The sequence below is a fragment of the Ruegeria sp. AF3 genome, assembly GCF_056536285.1.
The window spans coordinates 1,366,775-1,393,171 of the sequence record NZ_JBQFJM010000001.1 but is presented as its reverse complement, the minus strand read 5'-3'; the positions used below and the strand labels follow the sequence as shown (position 1 = coordinate 1,393,171).

Below are 26,397 nucleotides of genomic sequence, written 5' to 3'. Positions count from 1 at the left end.
ATTACAGCACCTCCGGAGCCAGCGAGATGATTTTCATGAAGTTCTTCGCGCGCAGTTCACGAACAACGGGGCCAAAGATACGGGTACCTACGGGCTCGTTGTTGTTGTTCAGGATGACGGCGGCGTTGCGATCGAAACGGATCGCGGTGCCGTCTTCGCGACGGACTTCCTTGGCGGTGCGTACGACGACGGCCTTACGGACGTCACCTTTCTTTACGCGGCCGCGCGGGATGGCTTCCTTCACCGAGACGACAATGATGTCGCCAACGGAGGCGTATTTACGCTTGGAACCACCCAGGACCTTGATGCACTGAACTCGGCGTGCGCCAGAGTTGTCAGCGACATCCAGATTGGTCTGCATCTGGATCATGTGGTTTCTCCCGACCTGTGGGGGCTGGTCTGATTAAATCCCCCAGGGTTTCGACAAATGAAAAATCCCGGAAGCTTACGCTTCCAGAACTTCCCAACGTTTCGTCTTCGATTTCGGCGCGCATTCGATGATGCGTACAGAGTCGCCGACCTTGAAGGCGTTCTTTTCGTCATGAGCCCGGTATTTCTTGGACTTACGAACGGTTTTGTGCAGCAGCGGGTGCTTGAAACGGCGCTCGACCAGCACGGTGATGGTCTGTTCGTTGGCGTCGCTGGTCACGGTGCCTTGCAGGATACGCTTGGGCATCTGATTACTCCTCGGATGCCGCAGCAGCGGCCTTTTCGTTCAGGATGGTTTTGACGCGGGCAGCGTTGCGGCGGGCCGCTTTGATGCCAGCAGTGTTTTCCAGCTGACCGGTTGCCTGTTGAAAGCGCAGGTTAAAGCTTTCTTTCTTCAGGTTGACCAGTTCCTCGCGGAGCTGATCAGGGGTCTTGTCACGCAGTTCTTGGGCGTTCATCGCCTTTTCCTTTGCTCAAAACACCAGAAGGCCCCGTACTCGGGTCACCTTTGACCTGGTGGATGAATGATAGACATACGAATCGCCCGACAACGCCGGGAGACCGCAAGATGCCGCTCTATAGGGGGTTAGGGGTGGGGTGGCAAGGGAAAGTTTGCCATGCGGGAACAGGGAATTTCCCGAAATCAAAAACCCGCTTGTGTCACCGTGTCAGACCCTGGCTATTTGCCACTCTGGTCAATACGGACAGCATCTCGGAAACCTCTTCCGGCGAAAGACGGCCATGACCGTCCAGGAACGCTCCGATGTCACGCCCGGTATATCGCCCCGTCAGCTTCCCTTCGTCAAGGATCAGATTGTTTCGCACAAGCTCCATGGCGGTCACATGGCAAATACGGCATTTCTCGATGAAGACACCGCCCGAGTCCCGGATAATCCGGAAATGAGCAAGCAGTACCTCGGCCTTGTCCGTAGTCACCCCGCCATGACCGGAGCGCAAGTAATTTTCGACCGCCCGTCCGGACCGGGCTCCGACCAGCACACCATCTGACACACCAAGCTCATCCCAAACGAAATCACCGGAATGGGGGGCGTGGCATCCGGCACAGCTGTCTTCGTAGATGCGGTGCGGGTTCGCAACTTGCCCCACAGCACTTGTCGTGCAGGCAATTGTCGCAACCAGAACGAATGAGAATAGGGCTTGCATCGTAAATGCCTGACCAAAGCCTGAACAATACACCTCAACATGACGGGCGGGTGCATAGCTTGGATTCTATCGTGTGTCTGAACCCAATGGAATGATTGAGATCAGATGGCTCAAATTCGCTTTTACGAAAAACGCGGCCCCGTTTGCACGAGACCGCGTCTGCAACTGTCTAAGCCTGGGCGACTTACGCCAGAGCGATGTTCACAGCCGACTCGCGGCCGTCACGGCCGGGCTCGATGTCGAATGTTACTTTCTGGTTGTCGGCCAGACCGGTCAGACCCGAGCGTTCGACAGCAGAGATGTGTACAAACACGTCTTTGCCACCGGTCTCCGGTGCGATGAAGCCAAAACCTTTAGTTGTGTTGAACCATTTTACGGTGCCATTGGCCATATCCGTATTCTCCAAATAATTGCTGTCCGCGGAATTGCGACAGCGCGGCGTGGTCGGTCTGGATCGAGAGACTGAACGCCGAATATCGGGAGACAGTGGTCGAAAAAGAAAAACGTAAGCGTGCCTCACATGGTCCATGTCGGCACATATTGCAAGTGTTATCGAAAACTCTTTGTGAATCGTGATTGGTAGGGGGCCGCCCGTTCGTCTCGCAAACGCTACACTGAACAACTACTGTGCAATGAGCTGATGCTCACTCCCACTTATAGTTGAAACTCACTGAAATCCGCTCTTCCTCGGCCATGTTCATCGGCACCTCGTGGCGCAGCCAGCTTTCCCACAGCAGAACATCGCCCACCTGCGGCTTCACATAGATGAAGGGCTGCAAATCGCGCCGCCCGCCTTTCAGCCGCGTCGGCGCGGCCATCATGCGGCCTGAGCGGGGGTCTTCCAGCTTCAGCGCGCTCGCGCCTTCGGGCATCGCCACATAGGTGGTGCCGGAAATCACACTGTGCGGGTGCAGGTGGCTGGAATGCATGCCACCCTCGGGCAGGATGTTGATCCACAGGTCTTCCAGCTTCAGCTTACCCTCGCCCAGATCAAACTCCAGATCCTTGGCAAAAGCCGCCACATGGCTGTCCAGCGCCTTGACCAGATCGGCGAATATCGGAAACCGCCAGGGCAGGTCGGTCAGCGAAGCATAGCTGGTGTAACCGGGATAGCCGTTTTCTTCGCACCAGTCCTGACCGGCCTCGTCATCCTCGGCGATGACAAGGCACGAGCTTTCCAACTCCTCCGCATCGATCGGGGGACCGAACTCGGACAAAGAGGCACGATAGAGGCGGGTGACGAAGAGTGATTCAATCTGTGGCATGGGGCTGTCTTAAACCAGCCGCGCAGTGAACGCGATGGCTGTTTTGCGAGGCTCTGCCTCGCGCTCCGGGATATTTGCAGCCAGATGAAGAACGGATCCCCTGCTTCATCTAGCCCAAAATATCCCGGGGGAGGCGCGCGGCACGCGCGGCGGGGGCAGAGCCCCCTAAAGAAAAACCCCCGCCGGTGTTCCGACGGGGGTCAATCTTGTCACGAGCGGGGGTGCCCCCGGATCGCTTACCAGTCTTCGCGAACCACGACGCGGGTCTTGATCGGCAGCTTCATCGCAGCCAGGCGCAGGGCCTCGCGGGCGATGTCGTCATTGACGCCGTCGATCTCGAACATCACGCGACCGGGCTTGACCTTGCAAACCCAGCGGTCGACCGAGCCCTTACCTTTACCCATACGAACTTCGATCGGCTTTGCCGTGACCGGAGTGTCGGGGAAGATGCGGATCCAGACACGGCCCTGACGCTTCATGTGACGCGTCATGGCACGACGTGCAGCCTCGATCTGGCGTGCGGTTACACGCTCAGGCTCAATCGCTTTCAAGCCGTAGGTGCCAAAGTTCAGATCAGAGCCGCCCTTGGCTTCGCCCTTGATCCGGCCTTTGTGCAACTTGCGGAATTTTGTACGCTTTGGTTGAAGCATATCTTTCCCTCCTTAGCGACGACCGCCACCAGCACCACGAGGTGCAGGGCCGTCCTGGAGTTCCTGTGCTTTACGGTCACGTGCCTGCGGATCGTGCTCCATGATCTCCCCTTTGAAGATCCAGACCTTGATCCCGATGATCCCGTAGGGGGTCATCGCTTCGGCATGTGCGTAATCGATGTCGGCGCGCAGCGTGTGCAGCGGCACACGGCCTTCGCGGTACCATTCGGTCCGTGCGATTTCGGCACCACCCAGACGGCCAGCGACGTTCACCCGGATACCCAGGGCGCCCATGCGCATGGCGTTCTGTACGGCACGCTTCATCGCGCGGCGGAACGAAACACGGCGTTCCAGCTGCTGAGCGATCGACTCGGCAACCAGTTGACCGTCAAGTTCGGGCTTGCGCACTTCGACGATGTTCAGGTGCAGTTCGCTGTCGGTCATCGCAGCCAGCTTCTTGCGCAGGACTTCGATGTCCGCACCTTTCTTGCCGATGATGACACCCGGACGTGCGGTGTGGATCGTAACGCGGCACTTCTTGTGCGGACGTTCGATGATCACACGGGCAACACCGGCCTGCTTGCACTCTTTCTGGATGAACTCACGGATCTTGAGGTCTTCCAGCAGAAGATCACCGTAGTCCTTGGTATCTGCGTACCAGCGGCTGTCCCAGGTGCGGTTGACCTGAAGGCGCATGCCGATCGGATTGACTTTATGTCCCATTAGGCTTGCTCCTCAACTTGACGCACCTTGATGGTGATCTCCGAGAACGGCTTCATGATCTTGCCGAAACGGCCACGGGCACGCGGGCGACCGCGCTTCATGACCAGGTTCTTGCCAACCCAGGCTTCGGCGACGATCAGTTCGTCAACGTCCAGGTTGTGGTTGTTTTCGGCATTCGCGATTGCGGACTGCAGGCACTTCTTGACGTCCTGCGCGACACGCTTGTTCGAGAAAGTCAGGTCGGTCAGGGCCTTCTCGACTTTCTTGCCGCGGATCATAGCTGCTACCAGGTTCAGTTTCTGCGGGCTGGTGCGAAGCATGCGCGTTTTCGCCATTGCTTCGTTTTCAGCCACGCGGCGGGGGTTCTTTTCCTTGCCCATGACTTACTTCCGCTTCGCTTTTTTGTCTGCGGCGTGGCCATAATAGGTCCGGGTCGGCGAGTATTCACCGAACTTCTGACCGATCATGTCTTCCGAGACGTTTACCGGGATATGCTTCTGGCCGTTGTACACACCAAAGGTCAGACCCACGAACTGGGGCAGGATGGTGGAACGACGCGACCAGATCTTGATGACTTCGTTGCGGCCCGACTCGCGCGCTGCTTCGGCTTTTTTCAGCACGTAAGCATCGACGAAAGGACCCTTCCAAACAGAGCGAGACATGGATTAACGTCCCTTCTTCTTGGCGTGCCGCGAGCGGATGATCAGCTTCTGGGACGCTTTGTTCTTGTTGCGGGTACGCTTACCCTTGGTGTCCTTACCCCACGGCGTAACCGGCGTACGGCCACCCGAGGTACGGCCCTCACCACCACCATGCGGGTGGTCGATCGGGTTCATAGCAACACCACGAACCGACGGACGCACGCCCTTGTGGCGCATACGACCGGCTTTACCGATGTTCTGGTTGCTGTTGTCGGGGTTGGACACGGCACCGATGGTGGCCATGCATTCCTGACGGACCATGCGCAGCTCGCCCGAGCTCAGACGGATCTGAGCGTAGCCGCCATCGCGGCCAACAAACTGAGCGTAAGTACCGGCCGCACGTGCGATCTGACCGCCTTTGCCAGGCTTCATCTCGATGTTGTGGACAATGGTACCGATGGGCATACCCGAGAACGGCATTGCGTTGCCCGGCTTGATATCGGCCTTTGCCGACGCGATGACCTTGTCACCAACAGCCAGACGCTGCGGAGCCAGGATATACGCCTGCTCGCCGTCTTCGTATTTTACCAGTGCGATGAACGCGGTCCGGTTCGGGTCATATTCGATCCGCTCGACGGTTGCCGCGACATCAAATTTGTTCCGTTTGAAGTCAACGATCCGGTAGAGACGCTTTGCGCCACCGCCGCGGCGGCGTGAAGTGATCCGTCCGGTGTTGTTCCGGCCGCCCGATTTGGTCAAACCCTCTGTGAGAGACTTGACCGGACGTCCTTTCCAAAGCTCCGAACGGTCGATCAGCACCAGCCCGCGCTGGCCCGGCGTCGTCGGCTTGTACGACTTGAGTGCCATGCTTTCTGTCTTCCGTTTAGCAAGTGCAGGGGAGGTCCCCCGCTATGTGATAGGCCCCCGTAGGTGCCAAAGGTATAGGGCCCCGAAGGTCCCCGGTTGCAAAATATCTAAGGCCCCGGAACGAATCCGAGGCCACAAGATTGGGTGCATGTAGCAGTGTTGGGGGTGGGTGTCTATAGCTTCTCCTCGATTATTGTGCACCAAGGAAACCGTTAACTAAACCCTTGTTAGCATCGCTTCTTGAAAGAGGTCAGCAACCTCCAACAATAAAGCCGCTGCAAAATCAACGTGCGCATCCACATCCATTGCTGTAAGATCTGGAGAGTCACCGTGCGCAACTGAATGTCGCCAACCCACCAATTCTTTATCGATTCGATTCCGAAATCTCTGCATTCTAGCAAGATCAAAATCCAACAAACCGAAGTTTTCAGACAAGCGTGAAAAATCAAGATTGGAACGCGCCATCACGATCTTTTCATCGACACTGTCGTAACTACAATCGATCTGGCTCTTCAATTTAGCCACAAATCCGTGTCGAGCTTCAAGAGAGTGGTTTCGATCCCTGACACGGTCAAAATCACTGCTCAACGCACCAACTAGCAAACTCCAATCCTTGTCGCGAACCTTTCTGCCACTTGATTTAAGGAAGCCCAAATATGATTTAACACATTCGTTGTAAAAACCTTCCCAGCAGGCATAAGACAATACAACAACCGCCTTGGATTTTACTCCATAGACGTCTCCGGATGCAGCGTACTTGAAAGACCTTTTGACTTCTGACAACTCCTTCGCCCGCCTGAGTCGAGCTCCGTCGATCTCATCGAAGAATGCCCCCAAGTTAGACATTAGGATTAAACCATTGCGCTCCGAACGGGACAGTCCGCTGCAATCTGACGGTTCCCCTCAGTCCAGATGCACTCATAGGCACCACTTCGGGCTGGTGCCAGAAATCTGCAATTTTGTCTGTTATGTATTTTTCTGAGTTGGCCAATGCTTCGATTGCTTCTTTGTTCCGCCCAAGGCCAACGGCAATTGCTTCTAGTGCCCTCAAGGAAAAACGTGGAGCAATACCGTCTGGCGCATTGGCTGGAGGTATCAGTGCGTCATCACCAGCAACGTTGTACAACATCTGCACAGTCCATGAAACGGTTCCCATAGCTTTCGCCATGTCTTCACTCGCAAGTATGTCTACAATGGCATGGTCCAAAAACTCTTGCACATCGAGATCTCGGTCAAAATCTTTGAAGATATGCACGAGTAGTCGGACAGCATACTCTATGTTTCTTTGGGTCTCGGCCTGAGCATCATTAATCTTGAATACAGAATTGAATTCAGGGCTCTTCGCAAATTCGCGAATTTCCTTGGTAAAGTCGCTATTTGCAAGAACCATCGCGCAAGTTCGCACTTCTTGCTCATTGGCATAAGCTCCGCCGCGATTCAAACGCTGAAAGAGATCGTATTTTGTTTTTGGATCACTTGGGTGCTTCAAGATTTGAAATTCGATGCGTGCCCTGCGAAAGAAGAGCTGAAGTGCTTTATCGAGTTGAACTTCGTCGTCCTCTTCTTTCTCCCAAACCACATTATCCAATGAAGCTAAGTATTTAGTCGCTTGAAGCTTGGAGCGAAGTGATTCACCCGTTTCTACGTCTTTCAACAGCCCCATGAACTCTAGTAGGGTACTGGTTCGCTGCAGGCCATCTATAAGCTCCCATGTGCCGTCTTCGTTTTCGTAAGCAAACACGGGTGGGACAGGGATACCCACAAGAATAGACTCGACGAAGTTGGATTTTCGCTCATTCGTCCACCTGAAAAGCCTCTGAAAGTCAGGGAGAATATTCAACTCGCCTGAAGAATACATGTTCCCAACTTCGCCAATTGTTATCTGAACACTGTCGGTGTTGACAGTTCGCTTAGCGACTTCAATTTCAGACTTAAGCATCTAAATACCTCAACCTTTGATTGTCCGGATATTACTGGACGTTAAGTCCCCCGCAACAAAAAAACCCCCGCGATCGCGAGGGCCTTCAACTCTCTCCAAAGACGGGTTCGATCAGAGATCGGTGCTCACGTCGATGGTGTTACCCTCTTCCAGGGTCACATAGGATTTCTTGACGTCTTTCCGACGGCCCTGCTAGCTGCGGAACACCCCTCACCCATAAAGCGCGCGGGCCTCGGCGAAGGACAGCAGTCGGCGGCTTTGCTCATCCCACAGGTGCAGGCGCGCGTTGGCGAGGCTCTCGCGGATGGTCATCCGGTTGCTGTTGGCCAGCTCATCATGGTCGCGCAGCACTTCGGTCAGGCGATAGAACGGAATGCGGCTGTACAGGTGATGCACGTGGTGGATACCGATATTGGCGGTGAACCACTGCAACACGGACGGCAATATATAATGAGAGCTTCCGTGCAGCGCCGCTTCGTGCAACTGCCAGTCTTCATCGGCGTCCCAATGCGTGTCCTCGAACTGGTGTTGCACATAGAACAGCCATACCCCGGCGGTGGCGGCAATCAGGGTCGAGGGCAGGAAGATCAGCACCATCGGCATCAGCCCGCCAAAATAGTAGATGGCCACAAGCGCAACCAGAATGGCAAGATTGGTGGCCATCGCGCTGACCCAGAACCGGACGCTGTCGGTCAGACCCAGTGGAAGGCGGTTCTGAAACAGGAACAGATATCCGGGGCCAAAGACGAACAGGGTGATCGGGTTTCGATACACACGATACCAGAACCGGTTCATCGGGGTTTTCGCCTGATACTCGGCCACGGTCAGGGTGTGGATATCGCCCATCCCGCGTTTGCCCAGATTGCCGGAACTGTTGTGATGTGTGGAATGCGTGCGGCGCCAGACATCATAAGGTGTCAGCGTCAGAACTCCGATCGAGCGTCCAACCCAGTCACTGACCGTCCGGTTCTTGAAGAACGCGCCGTGCCCGCAATCATGCTGGATGGCAAACAGGCGCAACAGAAAGGCCGCGTTGAGAACGGAAATCGCAAAAGCCAGCCAATAGCTGACCGACAGCGAAATCCAGGACAAAGCCCAGAGCGCGAAGAAGGGGATGACACTGACGCCCAGCTCAAACGCGCTGCGCAGCTGGTCGGGTTCGCGATATTTGGCAAGCGTTGTTACCCAGTCACGTGCAGCGGTAGTCTCCGGCTGTTTCCGGGTCGAGAGTGTGGTTTCAGTCATGCGCCTGCCAAGTTCTTGTTTGTGGCAATCCGGATAGACTACCGCCCGGTCATGGCAAGCGATAATTGCCAAAATCGCCATATTTCGTGCTCGATTTTCGGTCAGACCCCGGTGAAGGTGTCCTTTTGGGTTCACCCGCGGGGCCGGTCCCGGGGCTTTTGCCGGTCATGACAAGCGGCTGGCGATCTACAGTCTTGCCAAGCCCTGCCATCGGGCCTATACGCCTGCGGTGGCTTTTTGGCCGCGAGAATCAAAACCAAGAAATGCCGTGTTTGGCCCATCACGCTTCGGGGGTCATATCCGGCTTAGGAGAAGCGAAATGAAACTGAACGAATTGCGCGACAATCCTGGCGCCGCCCCAAAACGCACCCGCGTTGGCCGTGGTCCGGGTTCCGGCAAAGGTAAAATGGGTGGCCGTGGTATCAAAGGCCAGAAATCCCGCTCGGGTGTGGCCATCAAGGGCTATGAAGGCGGTCAGATGCCCTTGTACCAGCGTCTGCCCAAGCGTGGCTTCAACAAGCCAAACCGCAAGGAATTCGCCGTCATCAACCTGGGCCTGATCCAGAAATTCGTCGAAGCCGGCAAGCTGGACGCCAAGGCTGCGATCACCGAAGACGCTCTGGTTGCGTCCGGTCTGGTCCGCCGCAAGCTGGACGGTATCCGCGTTCTGGCCAAAGGCGAGATCAGCGCCAAGGTTGATCTGGAAGTGACCGGTGCGTCGAAAGCTGCTGTCGAGGCAGTTGAAAAAGCGGGCGGTTCACTGAAAGTCACAAAAGCCGCTGCGGCAGAGTAAGCGCTTGTGAGCGGGCAAAGACCCGCTTACATAGACTTCAGAGTTTTCCAAGACGCCGTCCGAGCCGGAAAACGGTTCCGGGCGGCGTTTGCATAAGAGAGACCGACTTTATGGTATCAGCAGCAGAACAAATGGCAGCCAACACAAGCTGGGCTGCCCTTGGCAAGGCCACCGATCTGCGCAACCGCATCCTGTTCACGCTGGGTTTGCTGATCGTCTATCGTCTGGGCACCTTCATTCCGGTGCCGGGGATCGACGGAGCAGCATTGCGCGAGTTCATGGAGCAGGCGGGGCAGGGCATCGGCGGCATGGTTTCGATGTTTACGGGCGGGGCGCTTGGCCGAATGGGCATCTTTGCCCTTGGCATCATGCCCTATATCTCGGCCTCGATCATCGTGCAGCTGCTGACGTCGATGGTTCCCGCGCTCGAACAGCTCAAGAAAGAGGGCGAGCAGGGCCGCAAGAAGATCAACCAATACACCCGTTTCGGCACCGTGGCGCTGGCCACCGTCCAGGCCTATGGTCTGGCCGTTTCGCTGGAATCTGGCGATCTGGCGACCGATCCGGGGCTGTATTTCCGCATGTCGACCATGATCACACTGGTTGGCGGTACCATGTTCCTGATGTGGCTGGGTGAGCAGATCACCGCACGCGGCATCGGCAACGGTATCTCTCTGATCATTTTCGTCGGCATCATCGCCGAGGTCCCCGCCGCCCTGGCGCAGTTCTTCGCGTCGGGCCGTTCGGGCGCAATCAGCCCCGCCGTGATTGTTGGCGTGATCGTGATGGTGATTGCCGTCATCATGTTCGTGGTCTTCATGGAACGGGCGCTGCGAAAGATCCATATTCAGTACCCGCGCCGTCAGGCCGGGATGAAAATCTACGAAGGCGGCTCCAGCCACCTGCCGGTCAAGGTCAACCCCGCGGGCGTGATCCCGGCGATCTTTGCCAGCTCGCTGCTGCTGCTGCCGGTGACGATCTCGACCTTCTCGTCGGGCGCGGCAAATGGGCCGGTCATGTCGTGGCTGCTGGCCAATTTCGGCCCCGGACAGCCGCTGTATCTGCTGTTCTTCGCGTCGATGATCGTGTTCTTTGCATATTTCTACACGTTCAACGTGTCGTTCAAACCGGATGATGTGGCGGACAACCTGAAAAAGCAGAACGGGTTCGTGCCCGGTATCCGTCCGGGCAAGAAAACCGCCGAGTATCTGGAATACGTGGTCAACCGCGTGCTGGTTCTGGGGTCGGCCTATCTGGCACTGGTCTGCCTGCTGCCCGAGATTCTGCGCAACCAGTTTGCCATCCCGTTCTATTTCGGCGGCACCTCGGTTCTGATCATCGTCTCCGTGACCATGGATACGATCCAGCAGGTTCAGAGCCATCTTCTGGCGCATCAATACGAAGGGCTTATCGAAAAGTCTCAACTGCGCGGCAAAAGCAAGAAACGCGGCAGGAAGGGACCCTCTCGTCGATGAATATCATTCTGTTGGGCCCCCCGGGGGCTGGGAAAGGAACGCAGGCCCGTCACCTGGTGGAAACACGTGGCATGGTGCAGCTCAGCACGGGCGACATGCTGCGCGAAGCCAAGACCTCGGGCACCGAGATGGGCCGGAAGGTTGCGGCGATCATGGACGCGGGCAAGCTGGTCACCGATGAAATCGTGATCGGCCTGATCGAAGAGAAACTGACCACCGAAACAGGGGCCGGTTTCATCTTTGACGGCTTTCCCCGCACGCTGGCGCAGGCCGATGCTCTGGCCGCTTTGCTGGCCAAGCTGGGCCAGTCGCTGCACACCGTGATCGAGATGCGCGTTGATGACGACGCGCTGGTGGGCCGGATCACGGCGCGTTCGACCTGTGGTGGCTGTGGTGAGGTCTATAACGACAACACCAAACCGATCCCGGCAGATGGTAAATGCACCAATTGCGGCAAGGAAAATGATTTCCAACGCCGCGCCGACGACAACGAAGACAGCCTGCGCACGCGCCTGATGGAATACTACAAGAAGACGTCGCCGCTGATTGGCTATTACTACGCCAAGGGCGATCTGCGTCCGGTGAATGGGCTGGCGGATATCAAGGAAGTCACCGCGTCGATCGAGGCGATACTGGGTTGACCGAAAGTTGGGGCTTGACGGCCCCACCAAAAGCCCATATCGACCCCCATCCCTAAAGGGAATCAAGACTGCATGCGGGATTCGTCCCAATTGCCCCGACCACCTCGAATAATACTGGACCCTCTGGCGTCACTGCCACGGTAAAGTGTTGTGAAAAAAGGTTCCGGAGTTACGGAACCGCAACAAAAAGGAAAGTGACACGTGGCACGTATTGCCGGCGTAAACATCCCGACTGCAAAGCGGGTTCCAATCGCCCTCACATATATCACCGGTATCGGCAACACCTCGGCCAACGCGATCTGCGAAGCCGTGGGCATTGAATCGCACCGCCGCGTCAATGAACTGTCGGATGCCGAAGTTCTGGCCATCCGCGAACATATCGACGCCAACTACACCGTCGAAGGTGACCTGCGTCGCGAAGTTCAGATGAACGTCAAGCGTCTGATGGACCTGGGCTGCTATCGCGGTCTGCGTCACCGCCGCAACCTGCCGGTTCGCGGTCAGCGTACCCACACCAACGCTCGTACCCGCAAAGGCCCCGCAAAGGCCATTGCCGGTAAGAAGAAATAAGGGAGGGTCTGACTGATGGCACGCGATAAGACTCGCATCAAGCGCAAAGAGCGCAAGAACATCGCATCGGGCGTTGCCCATGTGAACTCGACCTTCAACAACACCAAGATCCTGATCTCGGACGTACAGGGCAACGCCATCTCGTGGTCGTCTGCCGGTACCATGGGCTTCAAGGGATCGCGGAAATCTACCCCGTATGCCGCGCAGATGGCTGCGGAAGACGCAGGCAAGAAAGCGCAGGAACATGGCGTCAAGACGCTGGAAGTCGAAGTTCAGGGCCCCGGTTCGGGTCGTGAGTCGGCTCTGCGCGCACTGGCTGCCGTGGGCTTCAACATCACGTCGATCCGTGACGTGACCCCGATTGCTCACAACGGCTGCCGTCCGCCGAAGCGTCGTCGCGTCTAAGCGATCTGAAATTAAGCTGGGGCTGTGTTTTTACACGGCCCCAGCACGTCATTTTGAACCTCGGGCGTCTGCACCTTGTTGGTCATGGGGCGCGGGCAGGAATGGAGGGATTACATGATCCACAAGAATTGGGCAGAATTGATCAAGCCGACCCAGCTGGAAGCCAAGCCGGGCAACGACCCTGCGCGTCAGGCGACTCTGGTTGCCGAACCGCTGGAGCGTGGTTTTGGTCTGACCCTGGGCAACGCCCTGCGTCGCGTCCTGATGAGCTCGCTGCAAGGCGCGGCCATCACCAGCGTCCAGATCGACAACGTCCTGCACGAGTTCTCCTCGGTTGCAGGCGTGCGCGAAGACGTCACCGACATCATCCTGAACCTCAAGCAGGTTGCCCTGCGCATGGAAGTCGAAGGCCCCAAGCGCCTGTCGATCAATGCCAAAGGTCCGGCAATCGTTACCGCAGGTGACATCAGCGAAAGCGCAGGTATCGAGGTTCTGAACCGCGATCACGTCATCTGTCACCTGGACGACGGCGCCGACCTGTTCATGGAGCTGACCGTCAACACCGGTAAGGGTTACGTTTCGGCCGAAAAGAACAAGCCGGAAGATGCGCCCATCGGCCTGATCCCGATCGACGCGATCTATTCGCCGGTCAAGAAAGTCGCCTATGACGTGCAGCCGACCCGCGAAGGTCAGGTTCTGGACTATGACAAGCTGACCCTGAAGATCGATACCGACGGTTCGATCACTCCCGATGACGCACTGGCCTACGCCGCGCGCATCCTGCAGGATCAGTTGTCGATCTTCGTCAACTTCGACGAGCCGGAATCGGCAAACCGTCAGGACGAAGACGATGGTCTGGAGTTCAACCCGCTGCTGCTCAAGAAAGTGGACGAGCTGGAACTGTCGGTCCGTTCGGCAAACTGCCTGAAGAACGACAACATCGTCTATATCGGCGACCTGATCCAGAAGACCGAAGCCGAGATGCTGCGCACCCCGAACTTCGGCCGCAAGTCGCTGAACGAGATCAAGGAAGTGCTGTCCGGCATGGGTCTGCACCTCGGCATGGATGTCGAGGATTGGCCGCCCGACAACATCGAAGATCTGGCAAAGAAATTCGAAGACGCATTCTAAGCATCTTCGGCTGCGGCGGCGGGGTCCACCTGCCGTCGCAGGTTTTGTACATTTCGGGCCAATGGGGTCTGAAAGCCGGTACAAAACGTACAATCCGGGCAATCCCGCCCCAAGGTGAGCCTCTGACACGCATCGGAGGCCGGACAAAGCAAAACGCGAAAGAAGGAATTGAAAAATGCGTCACGCACGTGGTTACCGCCGCCTGAACCGTACTCATGAGCACCGCAAGGCTCTGTTTGCAAACATGGCTGGCTCGCTCATCGAACATGAGCAGATCAAGACAACTCTGCCCAAAGCAAAAGAACTGCGCCCGATCATCGAAAAGCTGATCACTCTGGGCAAGCGCGGCGACCTGCACGCCCGCCGTCAGGCCGCAGCACAGCTGAAAGAAGACAAAGACGTCGCCAAGCTGTTCGAAGTTCTGGGCCCCCGCTATGCTGAGCGTCAGGGCGGTTATGTCCGCATCCTGAAAGCCGGATTCCGCTATGGTGACATGGCTCCGATGGCGATCATCGAATTCGTCGATCGCGACATCGATGCCAAAGGCGCCGCGGACAAAGCCCGCGCTGCCGCCGAAGAGGCCGCAGCCGAAGAATAAGCACAACGGTCATCGACCTGATGCGCCTGCCCGAGCAATCGGGCGGGCTTTTTTGTGCCTCAGCTAACCAATTGCCTTCATTCGATTTGCGCCATAAGTTCAGGCTGTTATGGCAAGTGAACCCGCAGCAGGATACTCGGGCAAACCGCTCTGGGCGAAACTGGGATTCAAACCCGGATACACGGTCCGTACACTCAACGCCCCTGCCCATTATGCAAACCTGACAGCGGGTGCCGACGGTGTTCTGTTCGACCCCGTAGCCGATCTCGCGGATGCGGTTCACATGTTCCTGAACCACCCGGACCAGATCGCCGAAATGGCGGCTGAGCAGATTGCCCACATACGGCCCGGAGGAATGCTGTGGGTCTCCTGGGCCAAAAAATCTTCGCCACTGCACGCAGGTGTGACCGAGGATATGCTGCGCGGTGAAATCCTGCCGCTGGGCTGGGTCGACGTGCAGGTTTGCGCGGTTGACGCCGATTGGTCCGGGCTCAAGTTCCTGCGCCGCCGAAGCTGAGCGCGCGGCTTGCATTTATCGCCTTTGCCCCGCATATCCCAAGGATGATCTAATCCGGAGCCCCCATGATCCGCGCATCCATTATTTCTCTTATGCTTGTCATGGCCCTGCCAGCATTTGCCGAAACCCGCGTCCCGCAATCACAGTCCGAAATCTCTCTGGGCTTTGCTCCGGTGGTCAAAAAGGCCTCGCCTGCGGTGGTGAATATCTACGCCAAGATCGTGCGGCAGGGGCGGGCCAGCCCGTTTTATTCGGACCCGTTCTTTCGGGATTTCTTCGGCGGCAGCCTGGGAACACCGCAGCCGCGGGTTCAGAACTCGCTGGGCTCCGGGGTCATCCTGTCTGAAGATGGTTACGTTGTGTCCAACTACCATGTTGTAGGCTCGGCGACCGAGATCAGGGTCGTGACAACCGATCGGCGCGAGTTTTCTGCCACGGTTGTACTGGGGCACGAAGAAAGCGATATTGCGATCCTGCTTCTGGAAGAGGCGCAAGATCTGCCCTACCTGACCCTGCGCGATTCCGATCAGGTCGAGGTTGGCGAATTGGCCCTTGCCATCGGCAACCCGTTCGGGGTGGGGCAGACGGTGTCCTCTGGTATCATCTCGGGCTTGGCGCGTACAGGAACGGCGACGGGCAATGCGCGCGGGTATTTCATTCAGACAGATGCAGCGATCAATCCGGGGAATTCCGGCGGTGCGCTGATTGATATGAACGGGGACCTGATCGGGATCAACACGTCTATTCTGACACGCTCGGGCGGGTCGAATGGCATCGGTTTTGCCATCCCCGCAAATCTTGTGGCCGAGTTCCTGAAACAGGCACAGCAAGGCAATGACAGTTTTGTCAGCCCTTGGGCAGGCATGACCGGTCAGCATATGAGCGCGGATATTGCTGAATCCCTTGGTCTTGCCATCCCACTGGGTGTTGTCATCTCGGACCTGCATGACCTTAGCCCGCTGCGCGAGGCGGGGCTTAAGGTGGGGGACGTCGTGACCCATGTGGACGGGGACGAAGTGAACTCACCTGCCGAGATGAAGTTTCGCATGTCTGTCGCAGGGGTTGGGGGAACATCGGTTCTGACACGGCTGCGTGGCACCCAGAGCGAAGAGGTTGAGGTGGCACTGATCAAAGCGCCCGAAGTCCCGGCGGCTGAAGAGACGACATTGGATGAAGACACTGTCCTGCCGGGGCTGGTGGTGTCCCGCGTCAACCCTTCGGTGATCTCTGACATGGGCTTGCCACTGTCCCAGACAGGTGTCGTTGTTGTTGATCCCGGCCCCTATGGTGGACGCGCGGGTTTGCGATCGGGGGATATTCTTGAAAGCATCAATTCCAATGACATCGAACGTCCTGGGGATGTAGAGAATGCGCTGACAGATCCGGGTCGTCGTGTGCAGATGGGTCTTCTGCGCGGTGGCCGGTCAGTCTCATTGCGGTTCCGGCTGTAACCCGTGAGCGATCTGTTCGATACCGGGCCAACGGAACCCACCGCTGCGCCACACCGTCCCCTGGCGGACCGGTTGCGCCCGCAGACTCTTGCCGAGGTCATCGGTCAGGAACAGGTTCTTGGCCCGAATGCGCCGCTGGGGGTCATGCTGGCGTCGGGCAGTCTGTCCAGCCTGATCTTCTGGGGGCCGCCCGGTGTCGGAAAGACGACGATCGCACGGTTGCTGGCGCAGGAAACCGATCTGCATTTCGTTCAGATCAGTGCGATTTTCACCGGTGTGCCGGATTTGAAGAAGGTTTTCGAAGCGGCCAAGATCAGGCGTCAGAATGGGCAGGGGACCTTGCTGTTCGTGGACGAGATTCACCGCTTCAACAAGGCACAGCAGGACGGTTTTCTGCCGCATATGGAGGACGGCACGATCCTTCTTGTCGGGGCAACGACCGAGAACCCGTCCTTTGAGCTGAACGCCGCTGTTCTCAGCCGGTCGCAGGTTCTGGTGCTGGAACGGCTTGGCCTTTCCGATCTTGAACGCCTGACCCAGCGCGCCGAAAAAGAGCTGGGCCGCGCGTTGCCGTTGACACCCGCAGCCCGCGATGCGTTGCAGGAAATGGCAGATGGTGACGGGCGGGCGTTGCTGAACCTGATCGAACAGGTCTCGGCCTGGAAGGTGGATGCGCCACTGGACACGGACGCGCTGTCGACGCGGCTGATGCGGCGGGCGGCGAAATATGACAAGTCGGGCGATGAACATTACAACCTGATTTCAGCCCTGCACAAATCGGTACGCGGGTCCGACCCGGACGCGGCGCTGTACTGGTTCGCGCGAATGCTGACAGGGGGCGAAGACCCGCGCTATCTGGCGCGTCGGATCACACGGATGGCGGTCGAGGATATCGGCCTGGCCGATCCGCAGGCACAGGCCATTTGCCTGCAATCCTGGGAAACGTATGAGCGGCTCGGCTCCCCCGAAGGTGAACTGGCGCTGGCGCAGGCGCTGGTCTATCTGGCCCTGGCCCCGAAATCCAACGGTGCTTATGTCGGCTATAAGGCAGCGATGCGGCTGGCCAAGCAATCGGGCAGCGAGCCACCGCCCAAACATATCCTGAATGCCCCTACATCAATGATGAAGGATCAGGGATATGGTGCCGGCTACGCGTATGACCATGACGCCGAAGACGGGTTTTCCGGTCAGAACTATTTCCCCGAAACGATGAAACGCCCGGTTCTATATCAACCGGTCGAGCGTGGGTTCGAGCGTGAGCTGAAAAAGCGCCTCGATTACTTCGCCAAGCTTCGGACCCAGCGCAACAGCTAGGCTGGCTGGGAATGTATTGACTGCGCCGAGGAGTGGCGGTCGGCGCTGAGCCCCCTCGAACACTAAAGGTTCCTGTCTGATACCTTGACTCTTGCCGCGTTGCGCGCGAGAGACCCCCATGATTTCTGGGACACGGACAAAGACACAATCCGGGCGGATCACCCGCGCGGCGCAAGGGGCAATGGCATGAGTGGCGTACAGATGATTACAGTCGCTGAAGGGGACGGCGATCAGCGTGTGGACCGCTGGTTGCGCCGCCTGTTCCCGCATGTCAGCCAGGGCCGCATCGAAAAGATGTGCCGCAAGGGAGAACTGCGCGTGGATGGCAGCCGGGCCAAGGCCTCGACCCGATTGGAGGTCGGGCAGGTGGTTCGTGTGCCGCCGTTGCCGGGGCCTGATCACAAACCGGTTGAGGTCAGGCATCGTATCTCGGATGCGGATGCCAAGATGATCCAGTCCTGCGTGATCTACCGTGATGATCACATTCTGGCCCTGAACAAGCCGCAGGGCCTGCCGGTTCAGGGCGGCAGCGGGCAGACCCGGCATGTCGACAGCCTGTCCGAGGCGTTGCGGTTTGGGTATGACGAAAACCCGCGTCTGGTTCACCGCCTGGACAAGGACACGTCAGGTGTTCTGCTGCTGGCCCGCACGCGCGAAGCCGCAAAGGGGCTGACAGCCGCTTTCCGTCACCGCGACACGCGCAAGATTTACTGGGCGCTGGTTGCAGGTGTTCCCACGCCATATCTGGGTGAAATCAAGACGGGTCTTGTGAAAGCAGCTGGTCATGGCGCGCACGGCGAGGGTGAAAAGATGATCCCCGTCCATATGAACGAGATCGACAGCACCCCCGGTGCGAAACGGGCACATACACATTATGCGACCCTCTACCGTGTGGCCGGGCGCGCCGCTTGGGTCGCGATGGAGCCAATCACGGGCCGCACCCACCAACTGCGCGCGCATATGGCAGCGATCGGGCATCCGATCATCGGCGACGGCAAATACGGTGGCTCGGGGCAGGAAAACCTGGGTGATGGCTGGGGCGCGCAACTGGGTGGGATCATCAGCAAAAAGCTGCATCTGCACGCGCGGCGACTGTCATTCCTGCATCCGATAACGCGCAAACCTGTGATCGTGACAGCGCCCTTGCCGGAACATATGAAACACAGCTGGGACACCTTCGGCTGGACCGAGGATCTGGCCGCCGACGACCCGTTTGAGGCGCTGCAATGAGCGCACCCCTGCGGCTGGTTCTGTTTGATGTAGATGGCACTCTGGTCGACAGTCAGGGCAGTATCGTTCACGCCATGACCACCAGCTTTCAGGCCGCTTCGGTCCCTGTACCGACGCGAGAGGTGATCCTGTCCATCGTCGGGCTGTCCCTGCCGCATGCTATCGCACGGTTGGTGCCGGACCAACCTTCCTCGGTCCAGAACGATCTCGTTGAAGGGTATAAGGAAGCCTATCACGCGCATCGCTTGGATTTGGGCGCGGCCAGCTCTCCGCTCTATCCCGGTGCGAGAGAGGCGATTGAAGCCTTGCACGCCGTGCCCGAAGTGCTTCTTGGGGTGGCAACCGGCAAATCCCAGCGCGGGCTTGATGCGTTGATCGAAGTGCATGGGCTTGAGCCCTACTTCGTCACCCGGCAGGTTGCCGACCACCATCCGTCGAAACCGCATCCATCCATGGTGCAGACCGCGTTGGCCGAGACCGGTGTCGAACCCGACTGCGCGGTGATGGTCGGCGATACAAGCTATGACATGGACATGGCCGCAGCCGCAGGGGTGCGCGGCATCGGCGTGGCATGGGGGTACCATGATCGGTCTGCTTTGACCTCGGCCACCTGCGTGATTGAGACCTTTGACCAGTTGCCCAATGCGCTGGCCGGGATATGGAACTGAAACATGAGCGACTGGAAACCGAAACGCTTCTGGAAGGAAAGCCGGATCACCGAAGTCGACGGCGGGTTTACGGTTGAACTGGATGGCCGCCGCGTCAAGACCCCTGCCAAAGCGGCGTTGATCCTGCCGACCCGCGCCATGGCCGAAGCGGTTGCGGCAGAATGGGATGCCCAGCAGAAAGAGGTAGATCCGTCGACAATGCCATGCACCCGTTCGGCGAATGCGGCAATCGACAAGGTTCGGTTCCAGTACGGGGAAGTTGCCGATATGCTTGCGGATTACGGCGATTCTGATCTGCTGTGCTATCGGGCGACACATCCAACAGAGTTGCAGGAACGTCAAAGCGCCGAATGGGACCCGGCACTCGACTGGGCCGAGGCTGCGCTGTCTGCTCGCTTGCAGCCGGTTATCGGTGTGCTGCACAAGCCGCAATCTGCCGCTGCCCTGTCGGCGCTGCGTGCTCGCGTCCACGCGCTGGATGCGTTTCAACTGGCGGCGTTCCACGATCTGGTCAGCTTGTCGGGGTCATTGATTCTCGGGTTTGCGGCGGCCATGGATTGGCGCGAACCAGCCGAAATTTGGCGCATTTCGCGGCTGGACGAAACCTGGCAGGTCGAACAATGGGGTCACGATGACGAGGCCCATGTGGTCGCCGAAACGAAGAAAGCCGCGTTTCTGCATGCTAAACGCTTCTTTGATATGTCGGTTTGATCCTTATTTTCCGATTTTTGGCCAAATGTTCAAATTGGTTGGGGTCTGATCCATCGTTTTCGATGATCCGACCCTTGACGTTTGTTTATGAATACGCCCAAACTCAGTGCCACTAAAGGGGAGACACCTTTGGAGTAACCTATCCGGCATCCACTTGCCGGGCAGAGCCGCCTCTGATGGGGCGGGAAATCAGGAAGAGGTAAAAATGAAAAAATCCGTAATCTTGGGCGCGGCAACGATTGCCGGTCTTGCTGCTGGCGCAGCCGTGGCAGGGACCGTTGACGACGTTAAAGCGCGCGGCAAGCTGAACTGTGGCGTGACCACCGGTCTGGTTGGCTTTGCTGCTCCCGATGCCAATGGCGAATGGCAGGGCTTTGACGTATCGCTGTGCCGCGCCGTTGCTGCTGCTGTTCTGGGCGACGCAAGCGCGGTAGAATTCGTTCCGACCACCGGTAAGACACGTTTTACCGCTCTGGCTTCGGGCGAGATCGACATGCTGGCGCGTAACACCACCTGGACCTTCAGCCGCGACGTCGACCTGAAGTTCGAATTCACTGGCGTGAACTATTATGACGGTCAGGGCTTTATGGTTCCCAAGGCGCTGGGCGTAAGCTCGGCCAAGGAACTGGACGGCGCAACCGTTTGTATCCAGACCGGCACCACAACCGAGCTGAACCTGGCGGATTTCTTCCGTTCGAACAACATCAGCTACGAACCGGTTCCGATCGAAACCAACGCCGAAGCACAGCAGCAGTATCTGGCTGGCGCATGTGACGTTTACACCACCGACGCTTCGGGTCTGGCGGCAACCCGCGCCACATTCGAAAACCCCGGTGATCACATCCTGCTGCCTGAAATCATCTCGAAAGAGCCGCTGGGCCCGCTGGTCCGTCACGGCGACCACGAGTGGGGCGACGTTGTGCGCTGGACTCTGAACGCGCTGATCTCGGCTGAAGAACTGGGCGTAACCTCGGCCAATATCGATGAACTGGCCGCTGGCACCGAAAACCCCGAAATCAACCGCCTGCTGGGTACCGAAGGCACCCTGGGCGAGATGCTGGGTCTGAACGCTGACTGGGCAGCCAAGGCGATCAAAGCCGGCGGCAACTATGGCGAAGTGTTTGCCAAGAACATCGGTGAAGAAACCCCGATTGGTCTGGCACGCGGCCTGAACGCACAGTGGACCGAAGGCGGCCTGCTGTACTCGCCGCCGTTCCGCTAATATCGACGGAGAAGGGCGCAGGGCAACCTGCGCCCTTTTTCCATCCATAAGAATCACGCCCGTACGGTTTTGAGCAGGGATCAACTCTGCCGACATATTTACGGGATGCACGGGGATATACATAGGTCATGACGACTCTCACTGACCCGCCGAAGGAGCAGTTCCGGCTGTCCATGCTCCTTTATGATACGCGGTACCGATCTGCGACCATCCAGGTCATTGCAATGATTGGTTTTATGCTTCTGGCAGCCTGGATCATTTCCAATACCATCCAAAACCTCGAAGCGCTTGGAAAACCGGTTGAGTTCGGCTTTTTCGCAGAACCGGCCAGTTACGATATCAACCAGCGCTTGCTTGAATACGATTCGCGCGACAGTCACTTGCGCGCGGCCTTTATCGGCTTGCTGAACACGCTGGTTGTGGCGGTTCTTGGTTGTATCACAGCAACGATAGTCGGTGTTTTGGTTGGTGTTCTGCGCCTGTCCAACAACTGGCTGGTTGCGCGGATCATGACCGTCTATGTCGAGATGTTCCGCAACGTACCTGTGCTGCTGTGGATCGTTCTGGCCATGGCCATTCTGATCGAAAGCCTGCCAGCACCAAGGGCGTTCCGCGGAGAAAACCCAGAAGCCACGATGAATCTGTTCGATTCTGTCGCGGTGACCAATCGCGGGGTCTATATCCCGGAGTTCCTGTTCTCGCGCAGCCTGGGTGATATACACATCTTCGGTGCGTCGAGCCTGCGGTTCGATATCTCGCTGGACCTGATCGCCATTCTGATCGTGCTTGGTGGCAGCATCTTTGCGATGCGCAAGGTGTCCGCCTGGGCACAAGCCAAGCAAGAGGCATCCGGTGATCGTCCGACGATCTGGCACATCCAGCTGGGTATTCTGTTTGTGCCGATGATTGTCCTTCTCACCATCCTGGGGTTTCACCTTGGTTTCCCTGAGCTGAAAGGCTTCAACTTTACCGGCGGCACACATTTGCGTAACTCGTTGATCGCGCTGTGGCTGGCCTTGTCGCTTTACACGGCGGCCTTCATCGCCGAGATCGTTCGTGCGGGTATCCTGGCCATCTCAAAAGGCCAAACCGAAGCCGCATCGGCGCTGGGTCTGCGCCCGGGCCGGACCATGCGCCTTGTGATCCTGCCGCAGGCATTGCGGGTGATCATTCCGCCCATGATCTCGAACTACCTGAACCTGACCAAGAACTCGTCACTGGCGATCGCGGTCGGATATATGGACATCACGGGGACCCTTGGCGGCATCACCATGAACCAGACCGGTCGCGAGCTGGAATGTGTTCTGCTGTTGATGCTGGTCTATCTGTCCATCTCGCTGAGCATCTCAGGGGTGATGAACTGGTACAACAACCGTGTAAAACTGGTGGAGCGGTAATATGAGTGATGTTTCATTTGTCCGCACGGAAATGCTGCCCGAGCAGGCACCGCCTGCTTCCGAGGTCGGTGCGCTGGGATGGGTCAAGCACAACCTGTTCTCAAGTTGGTTTAACACGATCCTGACGGTGGTTTCGCTTTATGCGATCTACTACGTGCTGTCAGGTGTTCTGCCATGGATTTTCCAGTCCGTGTGGAATGCCGACTCTCTCAACGAGTGCCGCGAGATCATGATGGCCACCTGGGGGTCGACCCATGGGCACGCCTGCTGGGCGGTTATCAATGACCGATGGTTACAGTTGCTGTTCGGCTTCTATCCAAGCCATCTGTACTGGAGACCGATCCTTGCGCTGGTTCTGTTGCTGGTCGCATTGGCGCCGGTTCTGTATTCGGATCGCGTCCCAACCAAGATGCTGATCTTCACGGCAATCTACCCGTTCCTGATGCCGTTCCTGATGTGGGGCGGAACCATCTGGGGGCCAATCTCGGCCGCGCTTGGGTTTGTCGCCGGTTGGTTCGTATACTCGGTTCTCAGCAAGCAGGTGAGTGAACTGGTGGGTATGATCGGTGCGGTCGTTGCCGCAGTGATCTGGTGGCTGGTGCTATCCAGCTATTTCACGGGCGCGTTGGACTCGGTTCTGCCGATTGGCATCGAAGCTGTTGAAAGCCGTCAGTTCGGTGGTTTCATGCTGGCGATCCTGCTGGGCGTTGTGGCCATTGGTGTCTCACTTCCGATCGGTATCGTTCTGGCGCTAGGGCGTCAGTCGGACCTGCTGATCGTCAAATACCTGTGCGTTGGCTTTATCGAGTTCATTCGCGGTGTGCCGCTGATCACCTTGTTGTTCGTGGCGTCGCTGCTTCTGAACCTGTTCCTGCCACCGGGCACCAACTTTGACATCATCCTGCGGGTGATGATCATGATGACCCTGTTCTCGGCGGCCTATATGGCCGAGGTGATCCGGGGTGGTCTGGCTGCCCTGCCACGAGGTCAGTACGAAGGCGCCGACAGTCTGGGCCTGAACTACTGGCAGGCGCAGAGGCTGATCATCATGCCGCAAGCCCTGAAGATCTCAATTCCGGGCATCGTGAGCACATTCATCGGGATCTTCAAGGATACGACGCTGGTGTCGATTATCGGGTTGTTCGACGTGATCGGACTGGCATCTGCCATCCGCGCCGACACAGCCTGGAACGGCATCTATTGGGAACTGTTCGCGTTCATCGCGTTCCTGTTCTTCATCGTCTGCTTCTCTATGTCCCGTTATTCCATGTATCTGGAGCGCAAGCTTCAGACTGGCCACCGTTAAGGAGTTCAACACATGTCTGAACTTGCAATTGACCGCGAAATCGACCGTTCCAAAATGCAGGTGAGCGACGAGGTCGCCATCGAAATCACCAACATGAACAAGTGGTACGGGTCCTTTCACGTGCTGCGCGACATCAATCTGACCGTCAACCAAGGCGAGCGGATTGTTATCGCGGGCCCGTCTGGATCGGGGAAATCCACTCTGATCCGCTGCCTGAACGCGCTGGAGGAACACCAGCAGGGTACGATCATCGTGGATGGGACCGAGTTGTCGAATGACCTCAAGAACATCGACAAGATCCGGTCCGAGGTTGGGATGGTGTTCCAGCACTTCAACCTGTTCCCGCACCTGACCATTCTGGAGAACTGCACGCTGGCGCCGATCTGGGTGCGCAAGACGCCCCGGAAAGAGGCCGAGGAAACGGCGATGCATTTCCTGGAGAAGGTCAAGATCCCGGAACAGGCCCTGAAGTATCCGGGTCAGCTTTCGGGTGGTCAGCAGCAGCGTGTGGCGATAGCGCGTTCGCTGTGCATGCGACCGCGCATCATGCTGTTCGACGAACCGACCTCGGCGTTGGACCCCGAGATGATCAAAGAGGTGCTCGACACCATGATCGAACTGGCCGAGGAAGGCATGACCATGCTGTGCGTGACGCACGAGATGGGCTTTGCCCGTCAGGTTGCCAACCGCGTGATCTTCATGGATGCGGGCCAGATCGTGGAACAGAACGAACCGGAAGAGTTCTTCAACAACCCGCAAAGTGAGCGGACCAAACTGTTCCTCAGCCAGATTCTGGGACACTGAACGTTTCAAGATGGTGGAAAGGCGGGGTTTTGTCCCGCCTTTTTCTATTCCAGCAACTCACGCGCGGTGGTGAAACCCAGCACAGTGCCCGTATGCCAGCGCACGTCCGACCAGCTGTCGGCGTCAAATGTCATCACAGTTGTTGCACAAGTCGGATAGTCTAAAAAGCGCATGTGATCCGGCGACTGTCGCACAAGTTGGCTGGCGAACTCGGCGATGCCGGGGTTATGGCCCAGCATCAATATTACGGGTTCCGTAGCGCCTGCCAATTCACGCAACATGTCTTCTGCGTCGGCGTGGTAGAGCGCTTTGTGAAAGCGGACCTTATCGGCCTTTAACCCCATTCCATCCCATGTCTCGCGGGTGCGGTTAGACGTCGAGCTGAGCACTTCATCCGGCATCCAGCCGTTTTCGCGCAGCCATGCACCAATGGCCGGGGCCGACCTGCGCCCGCGCTTGTTCAGGGGGCGTTCATGATCGGCAAGTCCTGGGTTTTCCCAGCTGGATTTTGCGTGTCGCGTCAGGATCAGGGTGCGGGTCATGACGGATGAAAAGCCTTCATATGATGGGCTGATTGTTCGGGGTTGCGCCCTGCGCCCACGCTGAGCGGGCAGGCGAGACGGGCCAGACAGCCGCCTGTCATGCAGTTTTGACCCTCAGCGGTATCAAGATGGTCGTGGCAGGCTGCAAGGTCATAGAAGTTTTGCGCGTTCAGCGCGCCGACAGGGCAGGCCGTCGTGCACGGGGCGGCGCAGGTGTCACAGGGGGAAACGCCGGGTGTCTCTGGGATGGCAAACTCATGGGCGAAATGCAGTGCGCCGCGATATGAGATCATCATACCGACCGTGTCATGTACCAAAGCCCCCACCGGGCTGCTGAAGGTGCGTCCCGATTTCAGGGCCCAGTCGATGAATGGCGCATAGGGCGGACCACCAAAGGGGAAATAGGCCTGTGCACCGAACGCATGTGCCATCTGGCCGACGACTCTGGTTGACCAGCGGTCTACTGGATCAGGCCCCCGCCATTCGGGCGAGGCTTTCAGAGCAGGCCAAAAATCAGAACCCGCGCCCAACAAGATCAGCGTGCCCGTGTCGAGTTGCCGGGCTGCCACGTGATGGGGATGCAGCGCGCCCATGACAATCAACCCCGCCTGACGCGCCGCGTGTTCAACGCGGCCATAAGTTCCCGCATCCGGGACAGAGGAAGGTTGCGCGAAATCTGTCATCTTCCCTCGGCTGTTG

General features: G+C 57.8%; 33 protein-coding genes and 1 pseudogene. 17 read left to right on the top strand and 17 right to left on the bottom strand.

What is annotated here, in order from left to right; translation table 11 throughout:
• Position 1: 1 nt before the first annotated feature.
• The 15 genes and pseudogenes from rplN to ACR3FC_RS06960 form a co-directional block, all read right to left on the bottom strand.
• Positions 2–370, bottom strand: a complete 369-nt coding sequence (gene rplN / locus ACR3FC_RS07030) for a 50S ribosomal protein L14 (RefSeq protein WP_005621870.1) — start codon at positions 368–370, stop codon at positions 2–4.
• Between the two features lie 75 nt (positions 371–445).
• On the bottom strand, positions 446–676 hold the full coding sequence (rpsQ, locus tag ACR3FC_RS07025; RefSeq protein ID WP_209505845.1) for a 30S ribosomal protein S17: 231 nt from the start codon (positions 674–676) through the stop codon (positions 446–448).
• A 4-nt stretch (positions 677–680) separates the two neighbouring features.
• Complete coding sequence (gene rpmC, locus ACR3FC_RS07020) at positions 681–887, bottom strand: 50S ribosomal protein L29 (protein ID WP_209505847.1); 207 nt, start codon at positions 885–887, stop codon at positions 681–683.
• A 202-nt stretch (positions 888–1,089) separates the two neighbouring features.
• Complete coding sequence (locus tag ACR3FC_RS07015; protein ID WP_480474054.1) at positions 1,090–1,593, bottom strand: hypothetical protein; 504 nt, start codon at positions 1,591–1,593, stop codon at positions 1,090–1,092.
• A gap of 184 nt (positions 1,594–1,777) precedes the next feature.
• A complete protein-coding gene (locus tag ACR3FC_RS07010; protein ID WP_480474053.1) occupies positions 1,778–1,984 on the bottom strand; it encodes a cold-shock protein in 207 nt (68 codons plus the stop codon).
• Positions 1,985–2,237: 253 nt separating this feature from the next.
• Positions 2,238–2,858 (bottom strand): 2OG-Fe(II) oxygenase family protein, encoded by a 621-nt coding sequence (locus ACR3FC_RS07005; protein ID WP_480474052.1) that lies wholly within the window; start codon positions 2,856–2,858, stop codon positions 2,238–2,240.
• A gap of 236 nt (positions 2,859–3,094) precedes the next feature.
• On the bottom strand, positions 3,095–3,508 hold the full coding sequence (rplP, locus tag ACR3FC_RS07000) for a 50S ribosomal protein L16 (RefSeq protein WP_267364819.1): 414 nt from the start codon (positions 3,506–3,508) through the stop codon (positions 3,095–3,097).
• Between the two features lie 12 nt (positions 3,509–3,520).
• On the bottom strand, positions 3,521–4,231 hold the full coding sequence (gene rpsC, locus ACR3FC_RS06995) for a 30S ribosomal protein S3 (protein ID WP_209505853.1): 711 nt from the start codon (positions 4,229–4,231) through the stop codon (positions 3,521–3,523).
• On the bottom strand, positions 4,231–4,611 hold the full coding sequence (gene rplV, locus ACR3FC_RS06990; RefSeq protein WP_209505855.1) for a 50S ribosomal protein L22: 381 nt from the start codon (positions 4,609–4,611) through the stop codon (positions 4,231–4,233). The genes rpsC and rplV overlap by 1 nt, the downstream gene beginning before the upstream one ends.
• Positions 4,612–4,614: 3 nt before the next feature.
• Complete coding sequence (gene rpsS / locus ACR3FC_RS06985; RefSeq protein WP_005980699.1) at positions 4,615–4,893, bottom strand: 30S ribosomal protein S19; 279 nt, start codon at positions 4,891–4,893, stop codon at positions 4,615–4,617.
• 3 nt (positions 4,894–4,896) lie between these two features.
• Complete coding sequence (rplB, locus tag ACR3FC_RS06980; RefSeq protein WP_480474051.1) at positions 4,897–5,739, bottom strand: 50S ribosomal protein L2; 843 nt, start codon at positions 5,737–5,739, stop codon at positions 4,897–4,899.
• 216 nt (positions 5,740–5,955) lie between these two features.
• Positions 5,956–6,585, bottom strand: coding sequence for an MAE_28990/MAE_18760 family HEPN-like nuclease (locus ACR3FC_RS06975; protein ID WP_480474050.1), 630 nt, complete (start codon positions 6,583–6,585; stop codon positions 5,956–5,958).
• A complete protein-coding gene (locus ACR3FC_RS06970; protein ID WP_480474049.1) occupies positions 6,578–7,678 on the bottom strand; it encodes a GmrSD restriction endonuclease domain-containing protein in 1,101 nt (366 codons plus the stop codon). Before ACR3FC_RS06970 ends, ACR3FC_RS06975 begins: the two co-directional genes overlap by 8 nt.
• 111 nt (positions 7,679–7,789) lie before the next feature.
• Positions 7,790–7,867, bottom strand: a pseudogene (locus ACR3FC_RS06965) (50S ribosomal protein L23); the annotation flags it as partial.
• A 21-nt stretch (positions 7,868–7,888) separates the two neighbouring features.
• Positions 7,889–8,923 (bottom strand): fatty acid desaturase, encoded by a 1,035-nt coding sequence (locus ACR3FC_RS06960; RefSeq protein WP_480474048.1) that lies wholly within the window; start codon positions 8,921–8,923, stop codon positions 7,889–7,891.
• Positions 8,924–9,242: 319 nt separating this feature from the next.
• Here ACR3FC_RS06960 and rplO point away from each other — a divergent pair, with 319 nt between their 5' ends.
• The 17 genes from rplO to ACR3FC_RS06875 all read left to right on the top strand — a co-directional run bounded on the left by rplO (position 9,243) and on the right by ACR3FC_RS06875 (position 25,156).
• On the top strand, positions 9,243–9,716 hold the full coding sequence (gene rplO / locus ACR3FC_RS06955) for a 50S ribosomal protein L15 (protein ID WP_480474047.1): 474 nt from the start codon (positions 9,243–9,245) through the stop codon (positions 9,714–9,716).
• Between the two features lie 110 nt (positions 9,717–9,826).
• Positions 9,827–11,191, top strand: a complete 1,365-nt coding sequence (secY, locus tag ACR3FC_RS06950; protein WP_480474046.1) for a preprotein translocase subunit SecY — start codon at positions 9,827–9,829, stop codon at positions 11,189–11,191.
• Positions 11,188–11,832, top strand: a complete 645-nt coding sequence (locus ACR3FC_RS06945) for an adenylate kinase (RefSeq protein WP_267363761.1) — start codon at positions 11,188–11,190, stop codon at positions 11,830–11,832. The genes secY and ACR3FC_RS06945 overlap by 4 nt, the downstream gene beginning before the upstream one ends.
• 201 nt (positions 11,833–12,033) lie before the next feature.
• Positions 12,034–12,402, top strand: coding sequence for a 30S ribosomal protein S13 (rpsM, locus tag ACR3FC_RS06940; protein ID WP_480474045.1), 369 nt, complete (start codon positions 12,034–12,036; stop codon positions 12,400–12,402).
• Positions 12,403–12,417: 15 nt separating this feature from the next.
• Positions 12,418–12,807, top strand: a complete 390-nt coding sequence (rpsK, locus tag ACR3FC_RS06935; RefSeq protein WP_170462414.1) for a 30S ribosomal protein S11 — start codon at positions 12,418–12,420, stop codon at positions 12,805–12,807.
• A gap of 114 nt (positions 12,808–12,921) precedes the next feature.
• Positions 12,922–13,938: a DNA-directed RNA polymerase subunit alpha gene (locus ACR3FC_RS06930; RefSeq protein ID WP_480474044.1), complete on the top strand. Its 1,017-nt coding sequence runs from the start codon at positions 12,922–12,924 to the stop codon at positions 13,936–13,938.
• Between the two features lie 175 nt (positions 13,939–14,113).
• Entirely contained in the window at positions 14,114–14,536 is a 423-nt protein-coding gene (rplQ, locus tag ACR3FC_RS06925) for a 50S ribosomal protein L17 (RefSeq protein ID WP_480474043.1), read from the top strand.
• Positions 14,537–14,645: 109 nt separating this feature from the next.
• Positions 14,646–15,053: a glycosyltransferase gene (locus ACR3FC_RS06920; protein WP_480474042.1), complete on the top strand. Its 408-nt coding sequence runs from the start codon at positions 14,646–14,648 to the stop codon at positions 15,051–15,053.
• 65 nt (positions 15,054–15,118) lie between these two features.
• Complete coding sequence (locus ACR3FC_RS06915; protein WP_480474041.1) at positions 15,119–16,504, top strand: trypsin-like peptidase domain-containing protein; 1,386 nt, start codon at positions 15,119–15,121, stop codon at positions 16,502–16,504.
• Between the two features lie 3 nt (positions 16,505–16,507).
• Positions 16,508–17,818: a replication-associated recombination protein A gene (locus ACR3FC_RS06910; protein ID WP_480474040.1), complete on the top strand. Its 1,311-nt coding sequence runs from the start codon at positions 16,508–16,510 to the stop codon at positions 17,816–17,818.
• A gap of 186 nt (positions 17,819–18,004) precedes the next feature.
• A complete protein-coding gene (locus tag ACR3FC_RS06905; protein ID WP_480474039.1) occupies positions 18,005–19,048 on the top strand; it encodes an RluA family pseudouridine synthase in 1,044 nt (347 codons plus the stop codon).
• Entirely contained in the window at positions 19,045–19,716 is a 672-nt protein-coding gene (locus ACR3FC_RS06900; protein WP_480474038.1) for an HAD-IA family hydrolase, read from the top strand. Before ACR3FC_RS06905 ends, ACR3FC_RS06900 begins: the two co-directional genes overlap by 4 nt.
• Before the next feature lie 3 nt (positions 19,717–19,719).
• On the top strand, positions 19,720–20,427 hold the full coding sequence (locus ACR3FC_RS06895; protein WP_480474037.1) for an ATP12 family chaperone protein: 708 nt from the start codon (positions 19,720–19,722) through the stop codon (positions 20,425–20,427).
• Between the two features lie 205 nt (positions 20,428–20,632).
• Positions 20,633–21,649, top strand: coding sequence for an amino acid ABC transporter substrate-binding protein (locus ACR3FC_RS06890; RefSeq protein WP_480474036.1), 1,017 nt, complete (start codon positions 20,633–20,635; stop codon positions 21,647–21,649).
• Positions 21,650–21,777: 128 nt separating this feature from the next.
• Positions 21,778–23,046 (top strand): amino acid ABC transporter permease, encoded by a 1,269-nt coding sequence (locus ACR3FC_RS06885; protein ID WP_480474035.1) that lies wholly within the window; start codon positions 21,778–21,780, stop codon positions 23,044–23,046.
• Position 23,047: 1 nt separating this feature from the next.
• Positions 23,048–24,352 (top strand): amino acid ABC transporter permease, encoded by a 1,305-nt coding sequence (locus ACR3FC_RS06880; protein WP_480474034.1) that lies wholly within the window; start codon positions 23,048–23,050, stop codon positions 24,350–24,352.
• Positions 24,353–24,364: 12 nt separating this feature from the next.
• On the top strand, positions 24,365–25,156 hold the full coding sequence (locus ACR3FC_RS06875) for an amino acid ABC transporter ATP-binding protein (protein ID WP_480474033.1): 792 nt from the start codon (positions 24,365–24,367) through the stop codon (positions 25,154–25,156).
• Between the two features lie 44 nt (positions 25,157–25,200).
• On the opposite strand, the gene ACR3FC_RS06870 is transcribed toward ACR3FC_RS06875, so the two are convergent.
• The gene (locus tag ACR3FC_RS06870) at positions 25,201–25,698 is read right to left on the bottom strand and encodes a SixA phosphatase family protein (RefSeq protein WP_480474032.1); all 498 of its coding nucleotides are present in this window, start codon (positions 25,696–25,698) and stop codon (positions 25,201–25,203) included.
• On the bottom strand, positions 25,695–26,381 hold the full coding sequence (locus tag ACR3FC_RS06865) for a ferredoxin (protein WP_480474031.1): 687 nt from the start codon (positions 26,379–26,381) through the stop codon (positions 25,695–25,697). The genes ACR3FC_RS06870 and ACR3FC_RS06865 overlap by 4 nt, the downstream gene beginning before the upstream one ends.
• Positions 26,382–26,397: the final 16 nt, after the last annotated feature.

What these genes read in the sequence shown, in the direction of transcription:
- rplN (WP_005621870.1), bottom strand. Translation starts at nt 370, where the DNA reads ATGATCCAGATGCAGACCAATCTGGATGTCGCTGACAACTCTGGCGCA.
- rpsQ (WP_209505845.1), bottom strand. Translation starts at nt 676, where the DNA reads ATGCCCAAGCGTATCCTGCAAGGCACCGTGACCAGCGACGCCAACGAA.
- rpmC (WP_209505847.1), bottom strand. Translation starts at nt 887, where the DNA reads ATGAACGCCCAAGAACTGCGTGACAAGACCCCTGATCAGCTCCGCGAG.
- ACR3FC_RS07015 (WP_480474054.1), bottom strand. Translation starts at nt 1,593, where the DNA reads ATGCAAGCCCTATTCTCATTCGTTCTGGTTGCGACAATTGCCTGCACG.
- ACR3FC_RS07010 (WP_480474053.1), bottom strand. Translation starts at nt 1,984, where the DNA reads ATGGCCAATGGCACCGTAAAATGGTTCAACACAACTAAAGGTTTTGGC.
- ACR3FC_RS07005 (WP_480474052.1), bottom strand. Translation starts at nt 2,858, where the DNA reads ATGCCACAGATTGAATCACTCTTCGTCACCCGCCTCTATCGTGCCTCT.
- rplP (WP_267364819.1), bottom strand. Translation starts at nt 3,508, where the DNA reads ATGCTTCAACCAAAGCGTACAAAATTCCGCAAGTTGCACAAAGGCCGG.
- rpsC (WP_209505853.1), bottom strand. Translation starts at nt 4,231, where the DNA reads ATGGGACATAAAGTCAATCCGATCGGCATGCGCCTTCAGGTCAACCGC.
- rplV (WP_209505855.1), bottom strand. Translation starts at nt 4,611, where the DNA reads ATGGGCAAGGAAAAGAACCCCCGCCGCGTGGCTGAAAACGAAGCAATG.
- rpsS (WP_005980699.1), bottom strand. Translation starts at nt 4,893, where the DNA reads ATGTCTCGCTCTGTTTGGAAGGGTCCTTTCGTCGATGCTTACGTGCTG.
- rplB (WP_480474051.1), bottom strand. Translation starts at nt 5,739, where the DNA reads ATGGCACTCAAGTCGTACAAGCCGACGACGCCGGGCCAGCGCGGGCTG.
- ACR3FC_RS06975 (WP_480474050.1), bottom strand. Translation starts at nt 6,585, where the DNA reads ATGTCTAACTTGGGGGCATTCTTCGATGAGATCGACGGAGCTCGACTC.
- ACR3FC_RS06970 (WP_480474049.1), bottom strand. Translation starts at nt 7,678, where the DNA reads ATGCTTAAGTCTGAAATTGAAGTCGCTAAGCGAACTGTCAACACCGAC.
- ACR3FC_RS06960 (WP_480474048.1), bottom strand. Translation starts at nt 8,923, where the DNA reads ATGACTGAAACCACACTCTCGACCCGGAAACAGCCGGAGACTACCGCT.
- rplO (WP_480474047.1), top strand. Translation starts at nt 9,243, where the DNA reads ATGAAACTGAACGAATTGCGCGACAATCCTGGCGCCGCCCCAAAACGC.
- secY (WP_480474046.1), top strand. Translation starts at nt 9,827, where the DNA reads ATGGTATCAGCAGCAGAACAAATGGCAGCCAACACAAGCTGGGCTGCC.
- ACR3FC_RS06945 (WP_267363761.1), top strand. Translation starts at nt 11,188, where the DNA reads ATGAATATCATTCTGTTGGGCCCCCCGGGGGCTGGGAAAGGAACGCAG.
- rpsK (WP_170462414.1), top strand. Translation starts at nt 12,418, where the DNA reads ATGGCACGCGATAAGACTCGCATCAAGCGCAAAGAGCGCAAGAACATC.
- ACR3FC_RS06930 (WP_480474044.1), top strand. Translation starts at nt 12,922, where the DNA reads ATGATCCACAAGAATTGGGCAGAATTGATCAAGCCGACCCAGCTGGAA.
- rplQ (WP_480474043.1), top strand. Translation starts at nt 14,114, where the DNA reads ATGCGTCACGCACGTGGTTACCGCCGCCTGAACCGTACTCATGAGCAC.
- ACR3FC_RS06920 (WP_480474042.1), top strand. Translation starts at nt 14,646, where the DNA reads ATGGCAAGTGAACCCGCAGCAGGATACTCGGGCAAACCGCTCTGGGCG.
- ACR3FC_RS06915 (WP_480474041.1), top strand. Translation starts at nt 15,119, where the DNA reads ATGATCCGCGCATCCATTATTTCTCTTATGCTTGTCATGGCCCTGCCA.
- ACR3FC_RS06905 (WP_480474039.1), top strand. Translation starts at nt 18,005, where the DNA reads ATGAGTGGCGTACAGATGATTACAGTCGCTGAAGGGGACGGCGATCAG.
- ACR3FC_RS06900 (WP_480474038.1), top strand. Translation starts at nt 19,045, where the DNA reads ATGAGCGCACCCCTGCGGCTGGTTCTGTTTGATGTAGATGGCACTCTG.
- ACR3FC_RS06895 (WP_480474037.1), top strand. Translation starts at nt 19,720, where the DNA reads ATGAGCGACTGGAAACCGAAACGCTTCTGGAAGGAAAGCCGGATCACC.
- ACR3FC_RS06890 (WP_480474036.1), top strand. Translation starts at nt 20,633, where the DNA reads ATGAAAAAATCCGTAATCTTGGGCGCGGCAACGATTGCCGGTCTTGCT.
- ACR3FC_RS06885 (WP_480474035.1), top strand. Translation starts at nt 21,778, where the DNA reads ATGACGACTCTCACTGACCCGCCGAAGGAGCAGTTCCGGCTGTCCATG.
- ACR3FC_RS06880 (WP_480474034.1), top strand. Translation starts at nt 23,048, where the DNA reads ATGAGTGATGTTTCATTTGTCCGCACGGAAATGCTGCCCGAGCAGGCA.
- ACR3FC_RS06875 (WP_480474033.1), top strand. Translation starts at nt 24,365, where the DNA reads ATGTCTGAACTTGCAATTGACCGCGAAATCGACCGTTCCAAAATGCAG.
- ACR3FC_RS06870 (WP_480474032.1), bottom strand. Translation starts at nt 25,698, where the DNA reads ATGACCCGCACCCTGATCCTGACGCGACACGCAAAATCCAGCTGGGAA.
- ACR3FC_RS06865 (WP_480474031.1), bottom strand. Translation starts at nt 26,381, where the DNA reads ATGACAGATTTCGCGCAACCTTCCTCTGTCCCGGATGCGGGAACTTAT.